Raw genomic sequence first — 21,998 nt, 5'->3', positions numbered from 1 at the left:
CAGGCTGCCGGTGGCGGTGACCGGGAGGAGGCAGCTACCTGGCCGGATGAGGTCCGCCGCGAAAAAGCCCCCCGGCGCAGATTTTGCGCCGGGGGGCTGCCCGCCTGTACAAGCAGGAGCGGATTCTTGGGGTCCTTTTTCTATCGGCGAGGCGTGGGCGGTGGGAAGAGGGGGCCCACACCGCCCACTGGCCGCCTCAAACGGGAGACCGCGCGGCCTCTGTCCGCAAAGTTTCTACCGCTTGTACCGGCGGCCCTTTCGGCCGCCGAAGAGGGCGACCCCGCCCAGGGAGAGGGCGGCCAGGGAAGCCCCGGCCAACAGCAGGCCGCTGTCGCTGGGGGCAATGGCCCCGTCGCCGGTGATGATGGGGTTTTGGTGTCCGCTGTCCGAGTCGCTCTCCACCGTCGCCTGACCGCCGCTCGGGGGAGGGGTGGGTGTTTCGGGGGCGTCCGGCTCGCCCCCGCTGGGGTCGCCCTCGCCGCCGTCCGGCGGGGTCGGGGTCGGCTCCACCGGTTCCTCTACCAGGGTGTAGGTCAGAAAAATGGTGGCGGTGTCGCCCAGACTGTCGGTGGCGGTGACCGAGAGGAGGTAGCTGCCCGGCCGGGTGAGATCCACCGCGTCCGCCGCCGCGCCCCCCTTGAAGATGGTGGCCGCCGAGTAGGTCAGCGCGCCGTCGGGCAGGGCCGAGTCCACCTGGTAGCGGTCCATCAGCAGACCGAGCACCTCCAGCCGCGAAAGGCTGCCGCTGGGCCGTACCCGCTCGACCACCGCGTCCGCCACCACCGCGTGAACGGTCCCGCCGGCCCCTTCGGTGACGGCGTTGGGGACCAGGGGCCCCTGCTGTTCGCCCTGGGGGCGCACAGTGGGGGGATGGCGCTCCTTGATGAGCAGGGGAAGGGTGGCGCAGGTGATCTCGTAGTTTTGCCGCGCCAGCTCAGTGGCGTCGGGAAAGGTCACCGCCAGGGTATACGACCCGGCAAGGGGGGCCTGCCTGTCCAGCTCCACCTTCCCTGCCCGGCAGCTGTAGGCCGGCTCACCCAGGGTGTCGGCCAGGGCGTCCCCCTCGCCCAGCATGCTGCCCCAGCTGCCGTCGGGGTCGTATTCCACCGCCGTGTGGCCGTAGTCGTGGGGCAGGGGCACCCCGGCCCAGCTCTCGCTGACGGCAAAGGTGGGGGCCACCGCCAGCGGCCGGGGGGTGATGCTGCCCGGCACCTCTATCTTGCCGTCGGCGAGGCCGGTGAGGGTGTAGTCCCCCGCGTCGTCGCCGGTGAGGGACAGCCCCGTCAGGGTGAGTGTATCGGCTGTGGCCACGTCCTTGCTGTTGAAGGTGGCGGTGCAGCGCAGCTGCACATCTGCCCCCTCTGGCAGGCCCGAGAGGGAGATGTCTCCACCGTACCCGTTCGTGCCGTCATACACCTTGGTGTACGTGCCGTCGGCAGCGGGGGTGGGGGCCACCGAAATGTCCTTGGGCAGCACCTGAAAGGTATCGCTGTCCCCCTGGTAGCCGTCTTTGGCGGAGACCACCCGGTACTCCCCCACGTGTTCCGGAGCGGCCACCGGCTTCCAGCTGCCGTCGTCGGCCCGCCGGTAGTAGGTGTACACCACCGCCTCCACCGGGCTGCCGTTGGCCTTGCTCACCACCTTTGGCTCCTCCCCCACGGTGATGTCGCTGGCGCTGGTGGAGAGGGCCTTGCCGCTGGGGTCCAGGTTCACTTCTTCTTTGGCGCAGTCGTCGCTCTCCACCTTGTCGCCGGGCATGCCGCCGTACTCCACCACATAAACCATCGTCTGCGTGTCGCTTAAGTCGTTCCAGCCCAGGCTCCCGTTCTCCCGATAGGAGGACAGATAGGGCTCCGCCCCGGCTATCCCCGGGGCCCCGCCGTGGTCGGGTCCGTTTACCGGCCAGCCCCGGCTCGTCTCGATCCAGTTGAGCCAACAGCCGTTGCGGCTGTTGGCCGGGTCGTTGGGGGTCGACGTGTTGCAAACCCCCTCCCAAAACAGCAGGGGCTTGCCGCTGTCGGCGATCCCCTCCGGCCCGGACACCCAGTACCAGCGGCCGGGGGTTGCATTCCCGCTGTCTGGGTCCTTGGTGTAGGCCGGGTCACAGCTGCCGCCCATCCAGGTGTTGATATTGGGGATGAGGGAGGCCACAAAGTCGTTTTCCTCCTGGGTGGTGATGGTCACCAAATACCCCTGCATCCCCAGATATTTCCGCTGGTCCGCGTCGGCCATCGCCGCCTTCCAGCTATTCCCTGACCGCACCACCTGGTAGTAGTGCCCGGTCTCGGCGTTGTAGTCGTAGATGTCGGTGGCCTCGCTGTAGCTGGCAATCAGCCGCAACCGCTTCATCTCGCTGCCGGCGAGGGTCACCCGCAAGTTGTCCCGCAGGTACTGGGTCCACTCCTGGGCGCTCTTGCCGCTGGCGTTGATCGCCACGTTCCCGCTCTTGCTGCCGGCCAGCTGGACAAAGCCCCCGGAGGGGGGAAGGGAGATGTTGTCGGCGCTGGCCACCGCGCTGGAAAACTGCACCGTGACGCTCTTGACCTGGGCGCCGTCCGGCACCCGCAGGACCAATTCGGGAAAGGAAAAGCGCCCGTCGGACCCCTTGACCGCCGGGCCGGTCTCGATGGACAGGGCTGTCGCCTCTCCCCCCGCCGCCTTTGCCCGAAACCCCTGCCAGACTGCGCCCGCCGACAGGGCCATCACCGCCGACAGCAGCAGGGCACCAAGCCGGCACCCGCTCTTTTGATGCTTCACTCTTTCCGCCTCCTATTGTTGGGGGGTAGCGCCGCCGCTGAGCGCAGCGCCCCTCTCGCCCTCTACAAAGGCCTGTGCAAAACACAAGCTCATCAATAATTCGCAGTTTTGGCAAAAACGGGTCACATTTTGGCAAAAAAATTTCCCGCTTGCACCCGTCGGGGCGGCCGTGCTATATTGGCAGAGAGATTGGGGACAGGGGGACGCCAGGTGAAGACATACAGCCACGCCGAACTGGGGGAGTTGGCCCGCAGGGCCGCCGCGGGGGACCGGACCGCCTTTGACCGGCTCTACGCTGCCACCGCCCGCTTTCAGTACTACCGCATCCTGCAGATGGTGGGCAGCGCCCAGGTGGCGGAGGACCTGCTCCAGCAGACCTACCTGCACCTCTGGCAGAAGATCGCGGAGATCGACCCGCCCGAGCTGGTGGCCGCCTATCTCAGCGGCATCAGCCGCAACCTCTGTTTGCAGCACCTGCAGCGGCAGCGGCGGCAGCAGGCCCCCCTCTCCCTCTCCGGGGGCGAGGCCGCCAACGCGGCCGACCTGGGCCCCACCCCCCAGCAGTGGGCCGACAAGAAGAGCGACGTGGAGAGGATGCAGGCCGCCCTCACCGCCCTCACAGAGGAGGAGCGGGAGGCGGTGCTGTTGCGGTATGTGCAGCAGCTGAAGGTGCGGGACGTCGCCGCTGTCATGGGCCGCTCTGAGAGCACGGTCAAGCGGCTGCTGCGCCGGGCCATGGGCAAACTGCGGGGGGCCATGGGGCTGGGGGGGCTCTTGGCAGGGCCCGCCGTCGCCCGCATCGCCCGCCAGAGCTGGCGGCAGGCGGGCGGTCAGGGCAGGAAAGAGCGCGCTTCCCGCCGCCCCCCTCTCCGCCTGCTGGCGGGGCTGGCCGCCACTCTGTCCGCCCTGGCAGTGGGGACCGCCGCCACAGCCCCCGTTCAGATCGATTGGGTGGAGTGGCCCGACCGCGTCCCCCAGGCCCAGCCGGTCCAGGTGAGCGCCCAGGTGTCCTGCCCCGCGGGGCTGCGGGAGGTCTATTTGGAGGGGGAGGGCCTCCGCCTGCCCCTGTCGCACCGAGACGGGCACTATGCGGCGGTCGTTCCCCGCAGCGGCCGCTACACCCTGGTGGCCCGGGGGAAAAATGGCAGCGCCGCCAGCCGGGAGGTGTCGGTCACCTGTATCGACGACCAACCCCCAGTTTTGCAGGGCAGCGCGTGGGAGGAGGGGCTCACCGTCTTCACCTTTGCCGACCCCAGCGGCGTGGCCGAGATGTACTGCACCGGCGAGGACGGCCGCCGCATCGACCCGGTGCAACAGGACCTGGCCGACGGTTGGTTTGCCTTTGCCCTGCCGCCGGGCAGCTACACCACCTGGGTGCGCGATGCGCTGGGCAACCAGGGCAGGGGGAGCACCCGGGTATCCGCGCGGCAGTAAGCGCCCTCTGTATCTCCCCCCTCTCCACCCAAAAGGGCCCCCGGCACAGCGCTGTGCCGGGGGCCCTCGCTTTTATTGCTCCATTCTATCGACCGGCCTGGGGCTGCCCCGCCCCTGCAATGCCAGCAGCGGCCGGCAGACAGCGGTGGAGAGGACGGCCGCCACCAGGGCCTCCGGCACCCCCACAGTGCCCACCAGGGCGGCGATCCAGCCGAAGAGGGCGCCGTAATCCACCCCCTGGGCCGCCGCGTAGGCCGGCCCGAAAAAGAGGTAGATGCCCCCCATCACCAGCAGGGTGTTGCAGAGGGAGCCGGCCACCGCCGCCACGGCCATGGCCGCCGTCTTTCGCCTGCCGCCCCGGGCGATGGCCCGGTAGCAGAGCCCCGCCGCCACCCCGATGAGGATGCGGGGCACCAGACAGATCACCAGGCTCCACAGGTTGCCGTGGGTCTCCCCCACCCCGTAGAAGGGGGAGAAGACAAAGCTGCTCAGGTTGGGCTGAAAGGTGTTTTTCAGCAGGCTGGTGAGCCCGAAAAAGCCCCCCAGCACCCCGCCCGCCTTGGGCCCCAGCAGGATCCCCCCGATGATCACCGGGATGTGGACGGTGGTGGCGTTGATGAACCCCAGGTTGATGTACCCCAGCCAGGGCACCGCCGACAGGACCGCGATCAGGGCGGCCAGCAGCGCCATCTGCACCAGGGTGGTTGTCTTTCGTCTCGTCTTTGACACAGCGCATTCCTCCTGCTGCCGTTCCCGCATGAAGGGCGGGATACAGCGCATATTCTGGGAAAGAAGGGCCGGGGCTATTCGCCCCGCTGCCGCTCCGCTGTATTTTTCCGATAGATGGCCGCGAGCCCCCGCAGCAGCAGGTGCTCTTTTAAGAGGAAGGGCGCCCGGCAGTAGGGCTGCACCAGGGCTGCCCACCGCCCGCAGAGGTAGAGGGGGCAGTCCGTCCCCAGCGCCTCCTGCAGCCGCTCGGCCATCCCGTCGAGCATGGCGGCGTGGCCGTGGAGCAACCCGCCCCGCATGGCCCCCACCGTGTCGCTTCCCAGGGGGGGCGCAAAGCCCCCCTCCAGGGCGATTTCCGGCAGGCAGGCCGCCCGCTCCCGCAGGGCCTCCAGCGAGAGGGCCAGCCCGGGCATCACGGCGGTGCCCCGCAGAGCGCCGCCCTCCCCCAGGGCCACGGCGGCGGTGGCCGTCCCCAGGGAGAAGGCCGCACAGGGCCCCCCCGCCAGGGTCAGCGCCCCCACCGCCAGGGCCACCAGGTCGCTGCCGGTGGCCGCCGGGTTCTGGGTGCGGATGTCAAGCCCCGTCTTGACGCCGGGTCCCAACACCAGCCTGCGCCCCCCCGGCCGCACCAGCAGGTCGGCCGCCTCAGCCGCCGCCTGGCGCAGCGAGGGCACCACGCAGGAGAGGATCGCCCCCGAAAAGGGCTCCTCTCCCCCGCCGGCCAGGGCCAGCGCCTGGCGGATGTGCAGGGCCAGGTCAAAGGCGGTCGCGCCCTTGCGAGTGGCGGTCTGCGCGACAAATCGCAGCTCCTCCCCCGCAAACGCCCCCGCCGAGATGGCGGTATTGCCCACATTCAGCACAAGCAGCATAGCAAGGCCCTCCCCCTTGTGACGATCGATCGGAAAACCAGCTGATTTCCCGGTGCCAGTGTACCCCATTTCGGGCAAATTGGCAAGGGCGCGCCGCCCCTCTCCACAGACCCGGCCCCCTGTTTTCCCGCCGTCGGCTCCCCCTGCCCCGCCCCCGGTGCGGGCCGACAGGCCGCACCGGGGACGGGGCGAAAAGAAGGCCCGCTATCCTGTCAAAACCGCCCTCTCTTTTTTGGTAATATCGATAAAATAAAAGAAAATGATTGATTTTTTTGTTGACTAACACTATACTGTGGGTAGTAGTATTTACAGTTTGTTAACAAGAGGGAAGTGCTTGTCGAGGTCGTTTCCCGCCTTGTTTGGCAGGCCGAACGGATTACAACTTCTGAGGAGGTACGCATCCATGAAAAAAATGAACAAACTGGTCATCTTCTTGATTCCCATCGGCATTGCAGTCAACTTCGTGGGTGGGCAGATCGCCATTCTGCTCAAACTGCCGCTCTACCTGGACGCCATCGGCACCATTGTGGTGGGCGCGCTCTGCGGCGGCGTCCCCGGCGCCCTGGTCGGTCTCATCACCAACCTGCTCAACGCCATCACCTCGCCGACCACCCTCTACTACGCGGTGCTCAACGTGGCCTTCGGCTTTGTGGCCGGCTGGTTCTCCAAAATCGGCGTCTTTAAGAGCCTGTGGAAAACCCTGCTGTCCGCCCTGGTCTTCGGCTTCATCGGCGGCGTCATCGGCCCCTGCATCACCATCCTCTTCCTGGGCGGCTACGGCGCCAACGCCACCGGCCTCATCACCGGCGCCCTGGTCGCGGCCGGCTGGTCGGTCGCTCCCGCCTGCTTTGCCTCTGAGGCCTTTGCCGACTTGCTCGACAAGGTCCCCACGGTGATCATTGTCTTTATCATCCTCAAGAGCATGCCCAACCGCTTCCTCACCAAGCTGCCGCTCGGCCACGTCTACATCGGCGCCAGCGGCGCCGACGAGGACGACGAAGAGGAAGAGACCCTCTAGCGTTTTCCGTCCCCCCTTCCCAACCTCGACTGCAAAAAAGACAGGCCGCTGGGTGAGCAGCGGCCTGTCCCTTTTCCCAAGGCAGCCCCAAATTTTGACACAAAGGAGTGGATCGGTTTGGATCTGGATTTTGCCTATTCCTTTAAAAAGCCCCAGCTCTACGGGAACTGGCTGATGGACGTCAATCCCCTCAACAAGTTCAACTTCTGCGCGGTGATGGCGGCCGTGGGCTTCATCCTCCCCTACTGGTGGATCGGCTACGCCATGATGGCGGGTTTCCTCATCCTGGCGGCCATCGCCGGCAAATTTGGCCCCTTTTTCAAGATGTTTTACAAGGTTTTCCTGCTGGTGGGCGCCATCCTCTTTTTGATGCGCGCCATGTTCACCGAGGGCACCACCGTCCTCTTCAGCTGGGGCAACATCCACGTGACGGTGGAGAGCATCTTCTACGGCCTGCGGGTGGCGGGCACGGTGGTCGCCTTCTGCGCGGCGGTCATCCTCTTTTACAACATCACCCCCATGCGCGACCTGATGTACTCCCTCGAGCGCATCGGCGTCTCCCACGAGACCTCCTACATCTGCCTGGCCTCGATGCAGGCCATCACCGATTTGGGGGAGAGCTCCAAGGTCATCATGGACTCCCAGAAGGCCCGCGGCATTGAGACCGAGGGCGGTCTCATCAGCCGGATGAAGGCCTTTATCCCCATCATCGGGCCGCTGGTGCTGGGGGCCATCTCCAACACCGAGGAGAAGTCCATCGCCATGGACGCCCGCGCCTTCTCCGCCCCGGTGAAGCACACCTTCCTGCGGGAGCTGCGTAAGACCCCGGCTGCCGAAAAGGCGGTCATCATTCTCATCGACATCGCCCTCGTGGCGGTCATTGTGGGGAGGATCATCTGGCTATGAGTTTTATCACCTTACAAGACGTCTCCTACAAATACCCCCTGGCCAAGACCTTTGCCCTCAAGCACGTGGACCTCTCCTTTGAAAAGGGGAAATTCTACGGCATCATCGGCCAGAACGGGGCCGGCAAGACCACCCTGTGCAACCTGGTGCGGGGACTGGTCCCCCACTTCTACGGCGGCTCCCTCACCGGCAAGACCATCATCGACGGCACCGACGTCAAAAAGTGGGACACCGACCAGCTGGCCACCCAGATTGGCTATGTCTTTCAAAACCCCTTTACCCAGATCAGCGGCGTCAAGGAGACCGTCTTTGAAGAGATCGCCCTGGGCCTTGAAAACCTGGGCATCCCCAAAGACGAGATGATCGAGCGGGTCATTCGGGTCTGCAAGCTGCTGAAAATCGAAGACCTCATCAAGCGCGACCCCAACGCCCTCTCCGGCGGGCAGCGGCAGCGGGTGGCCTTTGCCGCCATCATCGCCATGGACTCCGACACCCTGGTCATCGACGAGCCCACCTCCCAGCTCGACCCCGAGGGGACGGCCGACGTCTTCGCCATCATCCAGCTGCTCAAAGAGCAGGGGAAGACGGTGCTCCTCGTCGAGCACAAGATCGACCTGCTGGCCGAGTACGCCGACGAGATCGTGGTGTTGGAAAAGGCCCAGGTGGCCTTTCACGGCCCCGCGCAGGAGGTGCTGCAAAACCCCGCCCTCTTAGAGCACGGCGCCCAGATCCCCCAGGTGGCGCTGCTGGGCAGCAGGCTGGAGAAAAGGGGAATTGGGCTGGCGCGCATCCCCATCACCCAAAAAGACGCCATCGCGGCCATTGAAGAGAGATTGGGGGGAGAGAGCTGATGGCAATTGAACTGAAGGACGCATCCTTTACCTACCCCAACGGCTACACCGCCGTTGAACACCTAAATCTGGTAATCGAGAGCGGCGAAAAGGTGGGCATCGTCGGCCAGAACGGGGCCGGCAAGACCACCGCCGTCAAGATGATGAACGGGCTGCACAAGCCCTCGGGCGGCGACGTCATCGTCGACGGGGTCAACACCAAGGAGAAGACCACCGCCCAGATCTCCACCTACGTGGGCTATGTCTTTCAAAACCCCGACGACCAGATCTTCAACAAGAGCGTCATCGCCGAAATCGAGTACATGCCCCGCTACCTGAAGATGGAGGAAAAGGAGATCAAGCGCCGGGTGGACCGGGCAGTGGAGCTCACCGGCATCGCCAAATACCTGAAGAAAAACCCCTTCGACATCCCCTACTCCACCCGCAAGTTTGTGGCCATCGCCGCCATCCTGGCGACCGAGACCCCCTACCTCATCCTCGACGAGCCCACCGCCGGGCAGGACGCGGAGGGGATCGCCATCCTCTCCCACCTGATCGACGCCCTGCAGGCCGAAGGGCGCAGCGTCATCACCATCACCCACGACATGGAATTTGTGGCCGACAACTTCGACCGGGTGGTGGCCATGGCCCAAAAGCACATCATTGCCGACGGCAGCGCCCGCGACATCTTCTGGAATGAAGAGGTGGTCAGCACCTCCCGCATCCGCAAGACCGCCATCGGCGAACTGGCCAAAGAACTGAAAATCGGCGAGCGCATCCTCTACTGCGACGAGATGGTGGAGGAGATCGCGCGGCGGCTGGGGCGGTAATTCCCCCTTCTGCCCAAAAGAGAGCTAGCCCCGGGCACCTGATTGGGTGCCCGGGGCTAGCTTGTTGCGGAGAAAGGCCTTTCAGCTGGGGGCTACTTCTCCTCCCCCCGCTCGGGGAAGAGCTTGCACAGCAGCTTGATGCTCAAATAGATGACGAGGATGACGGCAAAGATGCCGCCCATCCCGTAGCCCATGATGGGCAGGGTCGATAAAAATTCGGGAATGTGAAACACAGCGCGCCCTCCTTACTTGGCAATCAGGCTGATGATCAGCCCGCCGGCGATGACCGAGGCGATCTGCCCGGCCACGTTGGCCCCAGCCGCGTGCATCAGCAGGAAGTTCTGGGGGTCCTCCTTGAGGCCCATCTTGTGAATGACCCGGGCCGACATGGGGAAGGCCGAGATGCCGGCCGCCCCCACCATGGGGTTGACCTTCTTTTTGCAAAAGAGGTTGAGCAGCTTGGCGAAGAGCACGCCCCCCACCGTGTCGAAGATGAAGGCCACCAGCCCCAGCCCCATGATGAGCAGGGTCGCCGGCTGCAGGAAGTACTCGGCCTGCATCTTGGTGGCGATGGTCAGCCCCAGAAGCAGGGTGATCAGGTTGGCCAGCACCTTCTGCGCGGTCTCGGAGAGCATCCCCAGCACCCCGCACTCGCGAATGAGGTTGCCAAACATCAAAAAGCCGATCAGCGAGACCGATTTGGGGGCAATCAGCCCGGCGATGACGGTGATGAGGATGGGGAACAGGATCTTGGTCGTCTTGGAGATGGAGAGGGGGTTGTAGGGCATTTTGATCCGCCGCTCCTTTTGGGTGGTGATCAGGCGGATCACCGGCGGCTGTACAATGGGCACCAGCGCCATGTAGGAGTAGGCCGCCACGATGATGGCCCCCACGTAGTTGGACTCAAAATAGTTGGCCACAAAGATGGAGGTGGGGCCGTCGGCCGCGCCGATGATGGCGATGGAGGCCGCGTCGTGCAGCTCAAAGCCAAAGAGCGAGGCGACGCTCAGGGTGAAGAAGATGCCGAACTGCGCCGCCGCGCCGAAGAGCAGCATCTTGGGGTTGGACAGCAGCGGCCCAAAGTCGATCATGGCGCCAATGCCGATAAAGAGCAGCAGGGGGAACAGCTCGTTGGCGATCCCCGCCCGAAAGAGGGTGTCGATGGCCCCCTGCTCCACCCCGCTGCCGGCCACCTGGTCCACCGCGCCCGAGAGGGGCAGGTTCACCAAGATGGCGCCAAAGCCCATGGGCAGCAAGAGGGTGGGCTCCATCTCCTTTTTGATGGCCAGCCAAATCAGCAGCCCGCCGATGACCCACATGACGATTTGGCCCGGGGTGATGTTGAGAATGTTTTCAAACAAAACTTCCATTGTGCACTCCCATTTCTTCGCTCTGCAGTTGCACCGCCCAAAACTGTGCAAAAAAAGAGACTTTCACCGTGAAAACCACAGTAAAAGTCTCACTTTTTATAGTATGTGCGGATTTTTTTGCAAAAATCGGATTGACGCACCATACGACGGCGCAGGGCGCCGCAAGTTACTCCCTTTTGGGCGGTATGCAGTTGTTACCGGATAAGAATACCACAAGCCGCCGCCCAATTGCAAGGCCCCTCTGTAAAGTCTGGGTAAAATTCGCCTTTTAAAAAGTCCAGTCCTGTTCTCTGCGGCAGGTGAGGAGCCCCATCTCCGCCACAAGCAGCCCCATCCAGACGGTCAGCAAACCCCCGTCGAGCCCGCAGCGGCGAGCAGAGTAGAGGATGGCCGCCACTCCCGCCAAAAAGAGGAGGAAACAGCCGTCCCCCAGGGGCAACTGCAGCCCCTCCCCCTCTCTGCGGGGGCGGGTGCCACAAAAGCGCAGCGCCAGATAGGCAAGGGAGACGGCCATTCCCAACAGGGCCAGCCAGTGCACTAGGCACCCCTCCCCGAAAAATTGCGCGGTAAGAGATGAAATTGTCCCCTGTTGAAAGGTCACTGCCGAATCACCCCCTTGTCACTTCTCTAACAATAGGTGTTCAAAGTTGGGGCGAAACGGTCACTTTTTTCCGTTTTGCTTTCATTTTCTCCGTTTTGGTGTATTTTGCCGTCTCCAATCGACAAAAAACTGCACAAAAAGGCGGTCGATGACCAGTCATCGACCGCCTGGGACCGCTCTCTCCTCAAGTTTTTGCGGCGAGTCAGCGCGCTGTCCCTTCCCGCCGCTGTGTGCGACCAGCCAGCAGGGTCAAATCAGCCAGCACCACTGCTCCCCACAGCGCCGCCAATGGCAGGTCCCACGCACAGCTGTGCAGCGCCGCCAGGTAGAGCGCCGCCCCCGCCATCAGCGAGAGAAAGCCGCTGTCGCCCCAGGAGAGGCGCGCCGCCTCTCCCCTCTCCCGCGGGCAAGTTCCCCGCAGCCGGAAGGCCATATGGGTCAGGCAGAGGAGAAGGCCCGCCAGTTCCAGCCAGTGCAGCAGACAGCCGTTCCCCAAACTGCCCTGTGGCCCCTCTCCGGTGTGCGGAGCGCCGTCAGACCCGTTGTCGTGGGCGCCCCCCTGCCCATCTTGGTTGCCGTCGGGCAATGTGTCGGCTGACGCCCCTCCCTCCTGCAGGACAAACTGCAAAAAGAGGGTGGTGCGGTTGCCGGAGGAGTCCTCTAAGGTGTAGGTGACAACGTACTCCCCCGGTTTGGTGGTGTCGATCCCATCCACCGCCTTGCCGTTTTGGGTCACGGCAAAGCGGATTTCTTTGAGCCCCCCGTCCGGCTGGGCCGAGGTGAACCGGTAGCGGCCGGAGAGGAGACTGCGGATCTCCCCCTCGTCTAGCCAGCCCCCTGACAGGGGCGGGACGGTCACGGTCTGCACCAGCCTGTCCTTCACCGTGGCGTACTTGGTGCCGCTCTGCCAGTCCTCCACCACCTCCGGGCCGTCGGGCCGGCTCCCCGGCTCTACCGTGGGGTCGCTGGGGTCGTACTCGATCACCGGCGGGACCCCCTGGCCCACAAAGGTATATTGCAGGTGGACGGTGGTCTGGTTGCCCTGGCTGTCGGTCACCGTCTGGGTGATGACGCAGCTGCCGGGCTTCGAGGTGTCCAGCCCCGCGGTGGAGATGTCTTTCCCGCCCGCCGTCACGGCGACTGGGCCGCGGGTGAGGACCCCGTCCCCCTGAGCGCTGCCGAACTGGTAGCGGCCTTTCAGTATCTCTGCCGCCACCTGGGCCGTCAGCCTGCCGCTGTAGGCGGGGGGCGTACCCACCACCTCGGTGATGCTGTCGTAGAGGTGGGCGTGCTTTTTCCCCGTTTCCGGGTCGTCTTTGATCACCGGCTTGGGGAGGGGCTTCAGGGGGTCGAAGGAGGGGCCCACCGGCGGGTCGGGGTCCTCCCCCCAGTCCACCACCGGCGGGGCGTCCCGGTCGATGAGGGTGTCGGTGAGAATGACGGTGGTGGTGTTCCCGTCCGCATCGGTGGCGATGCAGGTGACGGTGAAGCTGCCCGCCTGGGTGGCGTCCACCCCTTCCCCGGTGACGTCCTTCCCGTCTTGGGTGATGGCGTAGGCATAGGTCAGGCCGGTGTCCCCGGGGACATGGGAGGAGAAGCCATAGCGGCTGTCAAACAGCTTTTGGGCTTCCTCCACTGTGAACCGCCCGCCGTAGAGGGGGGCCTCTCGGTCGATGATTTCCTGAATGTGGTCGCGGATGGTAATGTGCACCAGGCCGTTTTCATCCACCTCCTTCTCCGGGTCGGAGGGGGTGACGCTGGGGTCGCTGGGGTCCACCGAGGGCGGGTCGTTGACAGTGACCGCCAGGGCGGCAGAGGCGTTCCCCGCCGCGTCTACCGCCCGGTACTTGCCGTTTTGTACGACGGCAAAAGTCTGGCTGGCGGCGCCGTTGCCGTCGGTCAGGGCAAAGGCCTTGGCGCCGACCCAGCGGCCGGTCTTGGCGTCGTACCGCTCCAACTTCCAGACGCCTGAAAGGCTGTCGGTCAAGGTGAGGAGTCCCCCCGACGCGGCGATTGCCGGCGCAGTCTGGTCGATCTTCACCTGGTCCTTCACCGTGGTGGAGACCTCTTTGGTGCCGCTATTTTTGGCCTGGTAGACCGTCTCAGTCCCCCCGGTCTCCTCGCCGTAGACCTTTTTGGGGGTGGCCCGGTCCAGGGTGGCGACCAAATCCGCCCCCTCTTTGATCTCGAACTGGTCAAAGTCCCCGGGGCAGAACACCACCTCCACCGGGCTGTTGTTCCATCCGTTTTGGTTGGCCGGGGTGCGGGTAAAGTGGTAGTCCTTCCCCGCCGTTCCCTGCTCCTCCGCCGGTTTCTCCGGGTCGTAGGGCACCAGGAGCACCGCCGGGGCCAGCTCGGTCTTGGAGTACTGTTTGGACAAGAAGAAGTCATCCTCGATCATCTGGCCTATGGTCACCGCTTTGCCCTCTGGGTTTGTCACCTTGGCCCGATAGGTGACCTCTGTTCCGCCGGGTTTGCAGGAGAGGGGGATGCCGGTCCCGATGATGTTGACGTTGTTCACCACATGTCCGTCCACCTTTACCTCTTGCGTCTCCCCTGTGGCCCAGGTGCTGCTGTCGAAGTTGAGCATGGCGGTGGGGTAGTCGGCGCTGTCCGCCAGCTTGAGGTGAACCGGCACCGGATCGCCGCCCACAAAGGTGTTGTTCACCTTGGCCCGGATGGTGACGATGTCCCCATCCTGCACCTGCCTTTTCTCCTCCTCGCTCATGGGCTGCCCACTGCTGTTGAGGATGGTGGTCTCCACAAACTTCGGGTTGTACTTGGTGTACTTGACCTCTTCAAACTGGGCGCGCACCATGGAGGTGGGCACCGCCGACTCTTTCCTCCAGGTCGTCTGTCCGCAGAGCCTGAGGTAGGAGCTGTCCTGCTGCAGCACGTCGCACTGGTCTTTTTTCAAAGAGATGGAGGTGTCGCCGTATGTACAGGTAAGCGTTCCCGTCGCCGCGTCGTAAGAGAGGACGATGGGGGTGCCGTCCACCACCTTGGCGGCCGGAATCACCTTTGAGTCGTAGGTCGCCACGATGGTGGCGCTGATGTTGTTCCACTTGCGAAAGCGGAGGGTCAGATCAGAGCTGCCGTTTAGAAACACCGCTTCGATGAGCAGCTGGCTGTTGTCCACCAGGCCGTGGATGGAGTACTTGAAGATCGTCTCCGTCGCGGTGGGGCCGCTCTTCATGATGAACTTGCTGGCCATCTGCCAACTCGCCTTCAGCGAGATTTTCCGCTTGCTGGTCACCAAGGTCAGTTGAGACATAAAACTGGTATTGTGCGCCACCACCTCGTTCCTGTCCGGGTGACCCGACGGGTCGCTGAAGAAGATGTCATTTTTGTCCATCTCCAGCGGGATGTAGTGCGGGTCATTATCGGAAAAAATATCCTTCAGGTTGAAGCTGCCCACAAAATTGTCGTCTTTCGTCTCCGTCGCCAGGACAGCGGGAAAGGCAAGTCCCCCCAGTGCCACCACAGCGGCCAGCCCCAGGGCTGCCAGGCGCCGTCTCTTTTTATATCGCATCGCCCATCGCTCCTCCTATTTTTTACTTATCAAGAGTAAGCGTCACAATCCCCCGCAAGTTGGTCAGATTTTTTGCAAAATTCAGCAGAAAATTTTTACAGCGCGGAAATTGTCAAATTGCCCTTTGGAAAACGGCATTTTCGTGTTACAATAAGGCCAATTTTATCAAATTAGTAGGGGGATAGCGCGATGCGGGAACTGAGCCACCGCCGGCTGGCGGAACTGCTCGACCGGGCCAGAGCAGGCGACCGAGAGGCCTTTGACGAGCTCTACCGGGCCACCGCGCCCATCCAGTACCGAAAGGCGCTGGGGATGTTGGTCCGGCCCGACCTGGCGGAAGAGGCGGTGCAGGAGAGCTATTTGACCCTGGTGAAAAAGTGGGAACAGCTGCACTCGCCCCAGGCCCTGGTGGCCTATCTCAACCGGGCTACCTACCTCAACTGCCTGGCCATCCTCCGCCGGCAGACCCGCCAGCCCGAATTGCGGGAGGACGAGAGCCTGGCCTCCATCCCCGATGTGGACGAGCTGGTGCAGCCGGAAGAGGCCACCCAGGGGCGGGACGAGCAGGAGCGGCTGCTGGGTGCTCTGGCCGCCCTTCCCCCCGACCAGCGCCAGGCGGTGCTGCTGCGCTACTGCCAAAAGCTCCCCCTCGCGCAGATGGCCCAGGTCATGGACTGCTCGGTGAGCACGGTGCAGCGACTGCTCGGCCGCGCCCTCTCCTCCCTGCAAAAGCAGATGGGCGGCCTTCCCGGCGTATTCGTGGGGCCCGCCGTGGCCCGGGCGATGGGACGGCTCTCCCTCTCGCCCGGAACTTCCGCCCCCAAAAAGGGGGCCTCTCTCCGCTGGGCGGCAACGGCCGTTCTCACCGTCGCCGGGGTGGGGTTGGGTCTGGGGGTCGGGTCCAGACCCCGAATTCAGTGGGCACAGGGAGAGCGCGGCTGGCGCAACACCCCCTGCCCGGTGACGGTGGCGACGGCGGGCCCAGTGTCCACCGCCGCCTTCGCCGGGGAGGGCGGCGCCATCTACCCCGCCCAGCGGCAGCCAGACGGCCGCTTTCTCGCCCTGTTGCCCCAAAACGGCAGCTACACCCTGACCCTGCGCTCATCCATTGGGCGGACGGCCGAGGCGCAGCTCTGGGTGGAAAACCTGGACTGCTCCCCCCCGCTGGTGGGCGCAGTCGCCCGCCAAAACGGGCGGACCCGCATCCCCCTGACAGACGCGGGCGCGGGGGTGGACTGGGCCTCTGTGCGCCTCACCGGGGCAGATGGGGCGGAACACCAGCCGGTCGGACGGGAGGGGGAAGCCCTCCTCTACGCCCTTCCCAACGGCGGGTACACCCTGGAGGCGAGCGATCTTGCCGGCAACACCCTAAGGGCCAGGGTGAGCGTCTTTGACTGAAGCGGCCTCAAATAGGAAGAGGGGGCAGCCACGGGTGGCTGCCCCCTCTTTTTTCTCTCTGCCGGCGCGCCTACTCGGCAGCCGCCTGGGCCTGCGGCTCCTCTTTCCAGACCAAGACCCGGTCGATGCGCCGCTCCTCCATCCGCGCCACCCGGGCGCAGTAGCCCCCTCCCAGGGGGAGGACGGTGGCGTCCCCCTGCTGGGGGATGTAGCCCAGCTCTTCAATGAGCAGGCCGGCCAGGGTGTCGTACTCGCCCCCGTAGTCCAGCGCAATGCCGAGGATCTCCTCCACCTCTTCCAGCTCAATGGAGCCGGCGAAGAGATAGCGGCCGGGCGCCAACTCCTGGCAGTCGGCCTCTTCCCTGTCGTACTCGTCGGCGATGTCGCCGACGATGTCCTCCAGCAAGTCCTCCATGGTGACGATGCCGGCGGTGCCGCCGTACTCGTCCACCACAATGGCCATGTGGACCTTTTCCTTTTGAAAGGTGCGAAGCAGCTTGCTGCAGAGCATGCTCTCGGGCACATAGATGGGGGCGCGCATGCAGTCGGCCGCCTTTTCGACCTGCTTGGAGTCGTCCAGCAGGTCCTTTACGTAGAGGATGCCCACCACGTCGTCGGCCGTCTCGTGGTAGACCGGGATGCGGGAGTACCCCTCCCGCCTGGCCAGCTCCTTCACGGCGGCAATGTCGTCGCTGTCCTCCACCATGCTCACGTCGGTGCGGTGGGTCATCACCTCGCCCACCGTCTTGTCGTCAAAGGCGAAGATGTTCTCGATGAGCTCTTTCTCATCGCCGTCAAACACCCCCTTTTTGGCGCCGGTCTCCACCATCAAAAGGACGTCTTCGGGGGTGATCTCCTCCTCGTCCTCCCCCGGCTTTTGGCCCAACAGCCGCAAAATGCCGTTGGTGGACTGGGCCAGCAGCCAGACAAAGGGGCGGGCGATGCGGTAAAACAGGGAGATGACCCCCGCCACCCGCAGCGCCACGGCCTGGGCCCTGCGCATGGCGATGCGCTTGGGCACCAGCTCGCCAAAGACGATGGTGAAATAGGACAGCAGCAGGGTGATGAGCACCAGGGAGCCGCCCTGCAGGATGCCCCGGTCCACCGGCAGGAAGGACAGGGCGTCCGCCAGCATCCCCGCAAAGTTGTCCGCCGCCACGGCCGAGGCCAGAAAGCCCGAGAGGGTGATCCCCACCTGAATGGTGGAGAGGAAGTTGGAGGGGGTGCGGGTGAGGAAGAGCAACTTCCCCGCCGCCTTGCTCCCCCCGTCGGCGAGTTTTTGCACCTTGGCCTCATTGACCGAGATGACGGCAATTTCGCTCATGGCAAAAAAGGCGTTGGTGGCGATCAGCACCAACAAAATGGCAATACTGAGAAAAAGACTACTGTCGGAGTCCATATCCGCTCCCTTTCCTTGATGGGTCAAATGGTGTCCGCCCGGTGGGCGGGCGGCCCGTCCGGCCGCTGTCCGCGGCCGCCCCACAGGGAGCGGCCGGGAGAAATGGTACAAGATGATTCTATTATAGCGAAACAGCGGCCAAACGCCAACAACCGGCCGGGCTTCCCCGGCGGTGCGGCGGCAAGGCAGCGAAAGGGAGAAGGTCTTCCCGCTCTCCGGGCGCACCATTCCCGGCCAAATCCACCCCAAAAGGGGGAAAATCGCCTTTGCCCGGCTGCTGCCAAGCGCCCGGTGGCCGCACTTGACACAAATTTTACAGGCCCCCCCGCCGAGCGGCGGCTCCGCCCGGCCCGCACCCCCGCCACCAGGGCGGAGAACTGGCTGCGGGCATTGACTTTTGCCCCCGCCTTTTTTACACTGGTACAAATTTCTGAAAAATAGGAGCGAGACAATGAAACGCACCAAAGAGGGACTTTCCACCCTCCTCTCCGGCCTGGTGGTGGGCAGCAGCATGCTCCTGCCGGGGATGAGCGGGGGGACCATGGCGATTATTCTGGGCATTTACAGCCGGCTTATCCGCGCCATCAGCAGCCTGACCAAAGACCGGGGCGCCAAGCGCCGGCAGAGCCTGCTCTTCCTGCTGGTCTTCTGCCTGGGCTCGCTGGGGGGGGTGCTGCTCTTCTCCAAGGCGGTCCTCTACCTGACCGAGCGCTTTGGCGACCCCATGCTCTTTCTCTTCTCGGGGTTGATCCTGGGCAGCCTGCCGGTTTTGTGGCGGCAGGCGGGCATCCGCCGCCCCACCCCCAGCTGCCTCGCCGGGGCCGCCCTCGGTCTGGGGCTGGTCTTTGCCCTGCGGCTGGTGCCCGACGGCCTCTTCGCCCCTGGCGAGGGCTTCTCGCTCCAGGGGGCCCTGCTCCTCTTTCTGGCCGGGGCGGTGGTGGCGGTGGCCCTGGTGCTGCCGGGCATCAGCGCCTCCCACGTGCTGCTTTTGCTGGGGCTCTACCAGGTGGCCCTCTCGTCGGTCAGTCAGCTCTACCTGCCCTTTCTCCTCCCCCTCGCCCTGGGGCTGGTGGGGGGGATCCTCGCCACCACCTCCCTGCTGGACAGGGCCATGGAGCGGCGGCCCCAGTTCACCTACGCCCTGATCATCGGCTTTGTGCTGGGCTCGGTGGCCGAGGTGTTCCCCGGCTTTTCCGGCGGCTGGGGGGCCGCCCTCACCGGCCTCGCCTGCCTGACAGCCGGGTGCGCCGCCACCCTTTTGCTGGGGCGGCTGGGGCGGGCGCAGGAGTAGTCACACCATTCGGGCCGGGCGAACATATAGTGGAGCGTGACCAGATCGTCACGAGATTTGTTCGTCTGCTTGAAAGGAGTGTCTATCCGTGTACCGTTCCAAATACATCTGCGGTTTCCTGGCCTTCGCCAGCGCAGTGTTGGGCGCCATCTTTGCAGCTCTCTACTATACGGGCATCGCCGCTGTTTTGGTGTATGTGGCGCTGGGCTTTATCGCCGTTCTCTCCGCCATTGCCCTGCTTTTGCTGCTGGTCTTCGCCCTGCACCGCCCCTGCTGCGACAACTGCGAATTCTCCGACAGCATCTGCGGCTACCTGCCCTGCTTCCTCTTCTCCGCTCTGGGCGCCCTGATCCTCTCCCTCTTCACCGCCATCGTGGCGGTTGCGGGGGTGGCGAGCGTAGCCGCCATCATCCTCCTCTTCTTTGCCAGCGCCTTCGCCTTCATGATGCTGTTTACCCTGGCGGCCCTGGTCCATGGGATCATCAAGGACAACTGCCCCACCTGCGACTGCCACTACAGCTGCAACTGCGAGCGCCACTGACCCCTGAACGGCCGGCATAGCCTGCCATTGCCGCACAAAAAGGGACCGGACGACTGTCCGGTCCCTTTGCTTTTGCCCGGTCTAGCGGACAAGGTTGCTGATGACGGCGGCGAGGGAGTTGAGCGCGGCCACGCAGATGGCCACGATGTTGAGGACCTTGCCCACCGTGTCCCTCTCCCCGGTATAGGGGTTTTGCCCGGCCATCACCAGCCCGGGGATGGAGCAGCAGTAGGTGACGATGGGCAGCAAAACCGAAAAGACCAACCCGACGATCCCCAGCGTCAGGGTGGTGTTCTTTCTGTTTTTGCGGGGTCTCGGGATCTGGTAGGGCATCTGCTGGGGCGGCTGGTAGGGGGACTGGCCGCTCTGCTGGGGAGGGATCTGCCGGTAGGGCGGCTGCTGCGGGGGCGAGGGCGGGTACTGGTAGTTTGGCTGGTCATTTTGCGCCTGCTTGCCCGCATAGGGGTCGCCCACATAGGTGGCGGGCGGCGGCGGGGGTGGCGGGGCGTAGGCCGGCCGGTTGGCGGCGGCGCTGGGGTCCTGGGGCGGGGTGCTGCCGTCCAGCGCCGCGCCGCAGGTCTGGCAAAAGCGGGCCCCCACCTCTGCGACGGCGCCGCAGGTGGGGCAATATCTGGTGTCCATCTCTGAAACCTCCATTTTCAGGCGGCCCTTTCCGCCGGGTGGGCAGAGGGCGGCCTGTCGGTACTCCAATGTATCCAGTATACTGAAAAGCGGCGTGGGGAACAAGTTTTTTTGCCCCCTTTTGGGAATTTTCCCTGTTTTTTTGCGGCAGTATATGGTAGAATGGCAACCGTCGGCGGATGCCGAGGAGTATGCCAACGCGGAGGATTTTATGATTACCGTACAAAATGTCAGCCTGCAGTTCGGCGGGCAGAATCTCTTTAAAAATGTGGATCTGAAGTTCACCCCCGAAAACTGCTACGGCATCATCGGGGCCAACGGCGCGGGGAAATCGACCTTCCTGCGCATCCTCTCGGGGGAGCTGGAGCCCTCCACCGGGGAAATCATCATCCCCCCCGGCACCCGGATGTCGGTGCTGAAGCAAAACCACTTTGCCTACGACGAGTTCACCGTGCTGGACACCGTTTTGCAGGGCAACCCCCGGCTCTTTGAAATCATGAAACAAAAGGACGAGCTCTACCAAAAGCCCGACTTCTCAGAGGAGGACGGCATCCTCGCCTCCGAACTGGAGGGGGAGTTCGCCGAGCTCGGCGGCTGGGAGGCCGAGACCGAGGCCCAGCAGATCTTGCAGGGGCTGGGCCTGTCGGCCGAGCTGCTCTACGAGGGGATGGCCGGCCTGGCCGAAAAGGTCAAGGTCAAGGTGCTGCTGGCCCAGGCCCTCTTCGGCCGCCCGGACATCATCCTCCTGGACGAGCCCACCAACGGCCTGGACATCGACGCCATCAACTGGCTGGAGGACTTTCTGCTGGACTTTGTGGGCACGGTAATCGTGGTCTCCCACGACCGGCACTTCCTCAACGTGGTCTGCACCCACATGGTGGACGTGGACTACGGCAAAATCAAGATGTACGTGGGCAACTACGAATTTTGGTATGAGTCCAGCCAGCTGATGCAGCGGCTGCTAAACGACCAAAAGCGCAAGCGGGACGAGAAGATCAAGGACCTGCAGAACTTTATCTCCCGCTTTTCGGCCAACAAGTCCAAGGCCAAGCAGGCCACCTCTCGCCGGAAGCTGCTGGACAAGCTGACGGTGGAGGAGATGCCCGCCTCCTCCCGCCGGTACCCCTTTGTGGGTTTCACCATGGACCGGGAGCCGGGCAAGGAGATCCTGACAGTGGACCGCCTCTCCAAATCGCTGGAGGGGGTGCCCGCCCTGCAGGAGGTCAGCTTCACCGTCAACCGGGGGGACAAAATCGCCTTTGTGGGCGAAAATGACCTGGCCTTCACCGCCCTGTGCAAGGTGCTCACCGAGGAGGAAGAGCCCGACGGCGGCAGCTTCAAGTGGGGGGTCTCCACCAGCCGCAGCTACTTCCCCCAGGACAACACCGCCTACTTCGAGGGGGAGGACAAAAACCTGGTGGAGTGGCTGGCCCAGTACTCCCTGGGGGACACCACCGAGACCTACCTGCGGGGCTTTTTGGGGCGGATGCTCTTTTCGGGCGACGACGTGTACAAGCCGGTGAGCGTCCTCTCCGGCGGCGAGAAGGTGCGCTGCATGCTCTCGCGGATGATGCTAGGCGGGGCCAACGTGCTGCTGCTGGACCAGCCCACCAACCACCTGGATCTGGAGTCCATCACCGCGGTGCAGAAGGGGCTGCAGAGCTTTGGGGGCATCCTCCTCTTTGCCTCCCACGACTACCAGACGGTGCAGTCGGTGGCCAACCGCATCATCGAGATCCGCCCCGACGGCATTCTCGACCGCCAGGGCAGCTATGAGGAGTTTTTGGAGTACAAAAAAGAGCGGGGCCTGTGAAGGGCCGCTCTTTCCCGATAAAAAAGGAGGGCGAGGCA

18 protein-coding genes are annotated in these 21,998 nt (G+C 64.3%); 9 read left to right on the top strand and 9 right to left on the bottom strand.

The window, feature by feature from the left end:
* Positions 1-234: 234 nt before the first annotated feature.
* Entirely contained in the window at positions 235-2,757 is a 2,523-nt protein-coding gene (locus KQI11_RS13520; RefSeq protein ID WP_216401839.1) for a YDG domain-containing protein, read from the bottom strand.
* Between the two features lie 210 nt (positions 2,758-2,967).
* Between KQI11_RS13520 and KQI11_RS08715 the strand changes: the two genes are divergently transcribed.
* A complete protein-coding gene (locus tag KQI11_RS08715) occupies positions 2,968-4,191 on the top strand; it encodes an RNA polymerase sigma factor (RefSeq protein ID WP_216401838.1) in 1,224 nt (407 codons plus the stop codon).
* A 72-nt stretch (positions 4,192-4,263) separates the two neighbouring features.
* Here KQI11_RS08715 and KQI11_RS08710 read toward each other — a convergent pair whose 3' ends face one another.
* Together KQI11_RS08710 and KQI11_RS08705 are read right to left on the bottom strand one after the other, a co-directional pair.
* On the bottom strand, positions 4,264-4,920 hold the full coding sequence (locus tag KQI11_RS08710) for an ECF transporter S component (RefSeq protein ID WP_353653952.1): 657 nt from the start codon (positions 4,918-4,920) through the stop codon (positions 4,264-4,266).
* 74 nt (positions 4,921-4,994) lie between these two features.
* Positions 4,995-5,789 carry a type III pantothenate kinase gene (locus KQI11_RS08705; RefSeq protein WP_185914932.1) on the bottom strand — a complete coding sequence of 265 codons (795 nt, stop codon included), beginning with the start codon at positions 5,787-5,789 and terminating at the stop codon, positions 4,995-4,997.
* A 403-nt stretch (positions 5,790-6,192) separates the two neighbouring features.
* Between KQI11_RS08705 and KQI11_RS08700 the strand changes: the two genes are divergently transcribed.
* The 4 genes from KQI11_RS08700 to KQI11_RS08685 all read left to right on the top strand — a co-directional run bounded on the left by KQI11_RS08700 (position 6,193) and on the right by KQI11_RS08685 (position 9,373).
* On the top strand, positions 6,193-6,807 hold the full coding sequence (locus KQI11_RS08700; RefSeq protein ID WP_185914931.1) for an ECF transporter S component: 615 nt from the start codon (positions 6,193-6,195) through the stop codon (positions 6,805-6,807).
* Positions 6,808-6,924: 117 nt separating this feature from the next.
* Complete coding sequence (locus KQI11_RS08695; RefSeq protein ID WP_207721196.1) at positions 6,925-7,713, top strand: energy-coupling factor transporter transmembrane component T family protein; 789 nt, start codon at positions 6,925-6,927, stop codon at positions 7,711-7,713.
* On the top strand, positions 7,710-8,564 hold the full coding sequence (locus KQI11_RS08690) for an energy-coupling factor ABC transporter ATP-binding protein (protein ID WP_216401837.1): 855 nt from the start codon (positions 7,710-7,712) through the stop codon (positions 8,562-8,564). Before KQI11_RS08695 ends, KQI11_RS08690 begins: the two co-directional genes overlap by 4 nt.
* The gene (locus KQI11_RS08685) at positions 8,564-9,373 is read left to right on the top strand and encodes an energy-coupling factor ABC transporter ATP-binding protein (RefSeq protein ID WP_216401836.1); all 810 of its coding nucleotides are present in this window, start codon (positions 8,564-8,566) and stop codon (positions 9,371-9,373) included. Before KQI11_RS08690 ends, KQI11_RS08685 begins: the two co-directional genes overlap by 1 nt.
* 92 nt (positions 9,374-9,465) lie before the next feature.
* Here the strand turns inward: KQI11_RS08685 and KQI11_RS08680 are convergent, their stop codons facing one another.
* The 4 genes from KQI11_RS08680 to KQI11_RS08665 form a co-directional block, all read right to left on the bottom strand.
* Positions 9,466-9,606, bottom strand: coding sequence for an OadG-related small transporter subunit (locus tag KQI11_RS08680; RefSeq protein ID WP_185914970.1), 141 nt, complete (start codon positions 9,604-9,606; stop codon positions 9,466-9,468).
* 12 nt (positions 9,607-9,618) lie between these two features.
* Entirely contained in the window at positions 9,619-10,743 is a 1,125-nt protein-coding gene (locus tag KQI11_RS08675; protein ID WP_216401835.1) for a sodium ion-translocating decarboxylase subunit beta, read from the bottom strand.
* Between the two features lie 268 nt (positions 10,744-11,011).
* On the bottom strand, positions 11,012-11,281 hold the full coding sequence (locus KQI11_RS08670; RefSeq protein ID WP_185914929.1) for a hypothetical protein: 270 nt from the start codon (positions 11,279-11,281) through the stop codon (positions 11,012-11,014).
* A gap of 265 nt (positions 11,282-11,546) precedes the next feature.
* Entirely contained in the window at positions 11,547-14,876 is a 3,330-nt protein-coding gene (locus KQI11_RS08665; RefSeq protein ID WP_216401834.1) for a DUF5011/hyalin repeat domain-containing protein, read from the bottom strand.
* A 189-nt stretch (positions 14,877-15,065) separates the two neighbouring features.
* Between KQI11_RS08665 and KQI11_RS08660 the strand changes: the two genes are divergently transcribed.
* Positions 15,066-16,274, top strand: coding sequence for an RNA polymerase sigma factor (locus tag KQI11_RS08660; protein ID WP_216401833.1), 1,209 nt, complete (start codon positions 15,066-15,068; stop codon positions 16,272-16,274).
* 70 nt (positions 16,275-16,344) lie between these two features.
* Here the strand turns inward: KQI11_RS08660 and KQI11_RS08655 are convergent, their stop codons facing one another.
* Positions 16,345-17,673 (bottom strand): hemolysin family protein, encoded by a 1,329-nt coding sequence (locus KQI11_RS08655; protein ID WP_185914926.1) that lies wholly within the window; start codon positions 17,671-17,673, stop codon positions 16,345-16,347.
* A 451-nt stretch (positions 17,674-18,124) separates the two neighbouring features.
* Between KQI11_RS08655 and KQI11_RS08650 the strand changes: the two genes are divergently transcribed.
* Both KQI11_RS08650 and KQI11_RS08645 read left to right on the top strand, forming a co-directional pair.
* Entirely contained in the window at positions 18,125-18,964 is an 840-nt protein-coding gene (locus KQI11_RS08650) for a DUF368 domain-containing protein (RefSeq protein ID WP_216401832.1), read from the top strand.
* An 88-nt stretch (positions 18,965-19,052) separates the two neighbouring features.
* Positions 19,053-19,505, top strand: coding sequence for a hypothetical protein (locus KQI11_RS08645; RefSeq protein WP_185914924.1), 453 nt, complete (start codon positions 19,053-19,055; stop codon positions 19,503-19,505).
* Between the two features lie 81 nt (positions 19,506-19,586).
* Here KQI11_RS08645 and KQI11_RS08640 read toward each other — a convergent pair whose 3' ends face one another.
* Positions 19,587-20,147 (bottom strand): zinc-ribbon domain-containing protein, encoded by a 561-nt coding sequence (locus KQI11_RS08640; RefSeq protein WP_216401831.1) that lies wholly within the window; start codon positions 20,145-20,147, stop codon positions 19,587-19,589.
* 211 nt (positions 20,148-20,358) lie between these two features.
* Here KQI11_RS08640 and KQI11_RS08635 point away from each other — a divergent pair, with 211 nt between their 5' ends.
* Entirely contained in the window at positions 20,359-21,960 is a 1,602-nt protein-coding gene (locus KQI11_RS08635; protein WP_216401830.1) for an ABC-F family ATP-binding cassette domain-containing protein, read from the top strand.
* Positions 21,961-21,998: the final 38 nt, after the last annotated feature.

The organism is Acetanaerobacterium sp. MSJ-12 (genome assembly GCF_018917875.1).
GTDB classification, from domain to species: Bacteria; Bacillota; Clostridia; order Oscillospirales; family Ruminococcaceae; genus Bittarella; species Bittarella massiliensis.
Note: the sequence above shows the minus strand (reverse complement) of the source record. Positions and strands in the feature narration are given on the sequence as shown.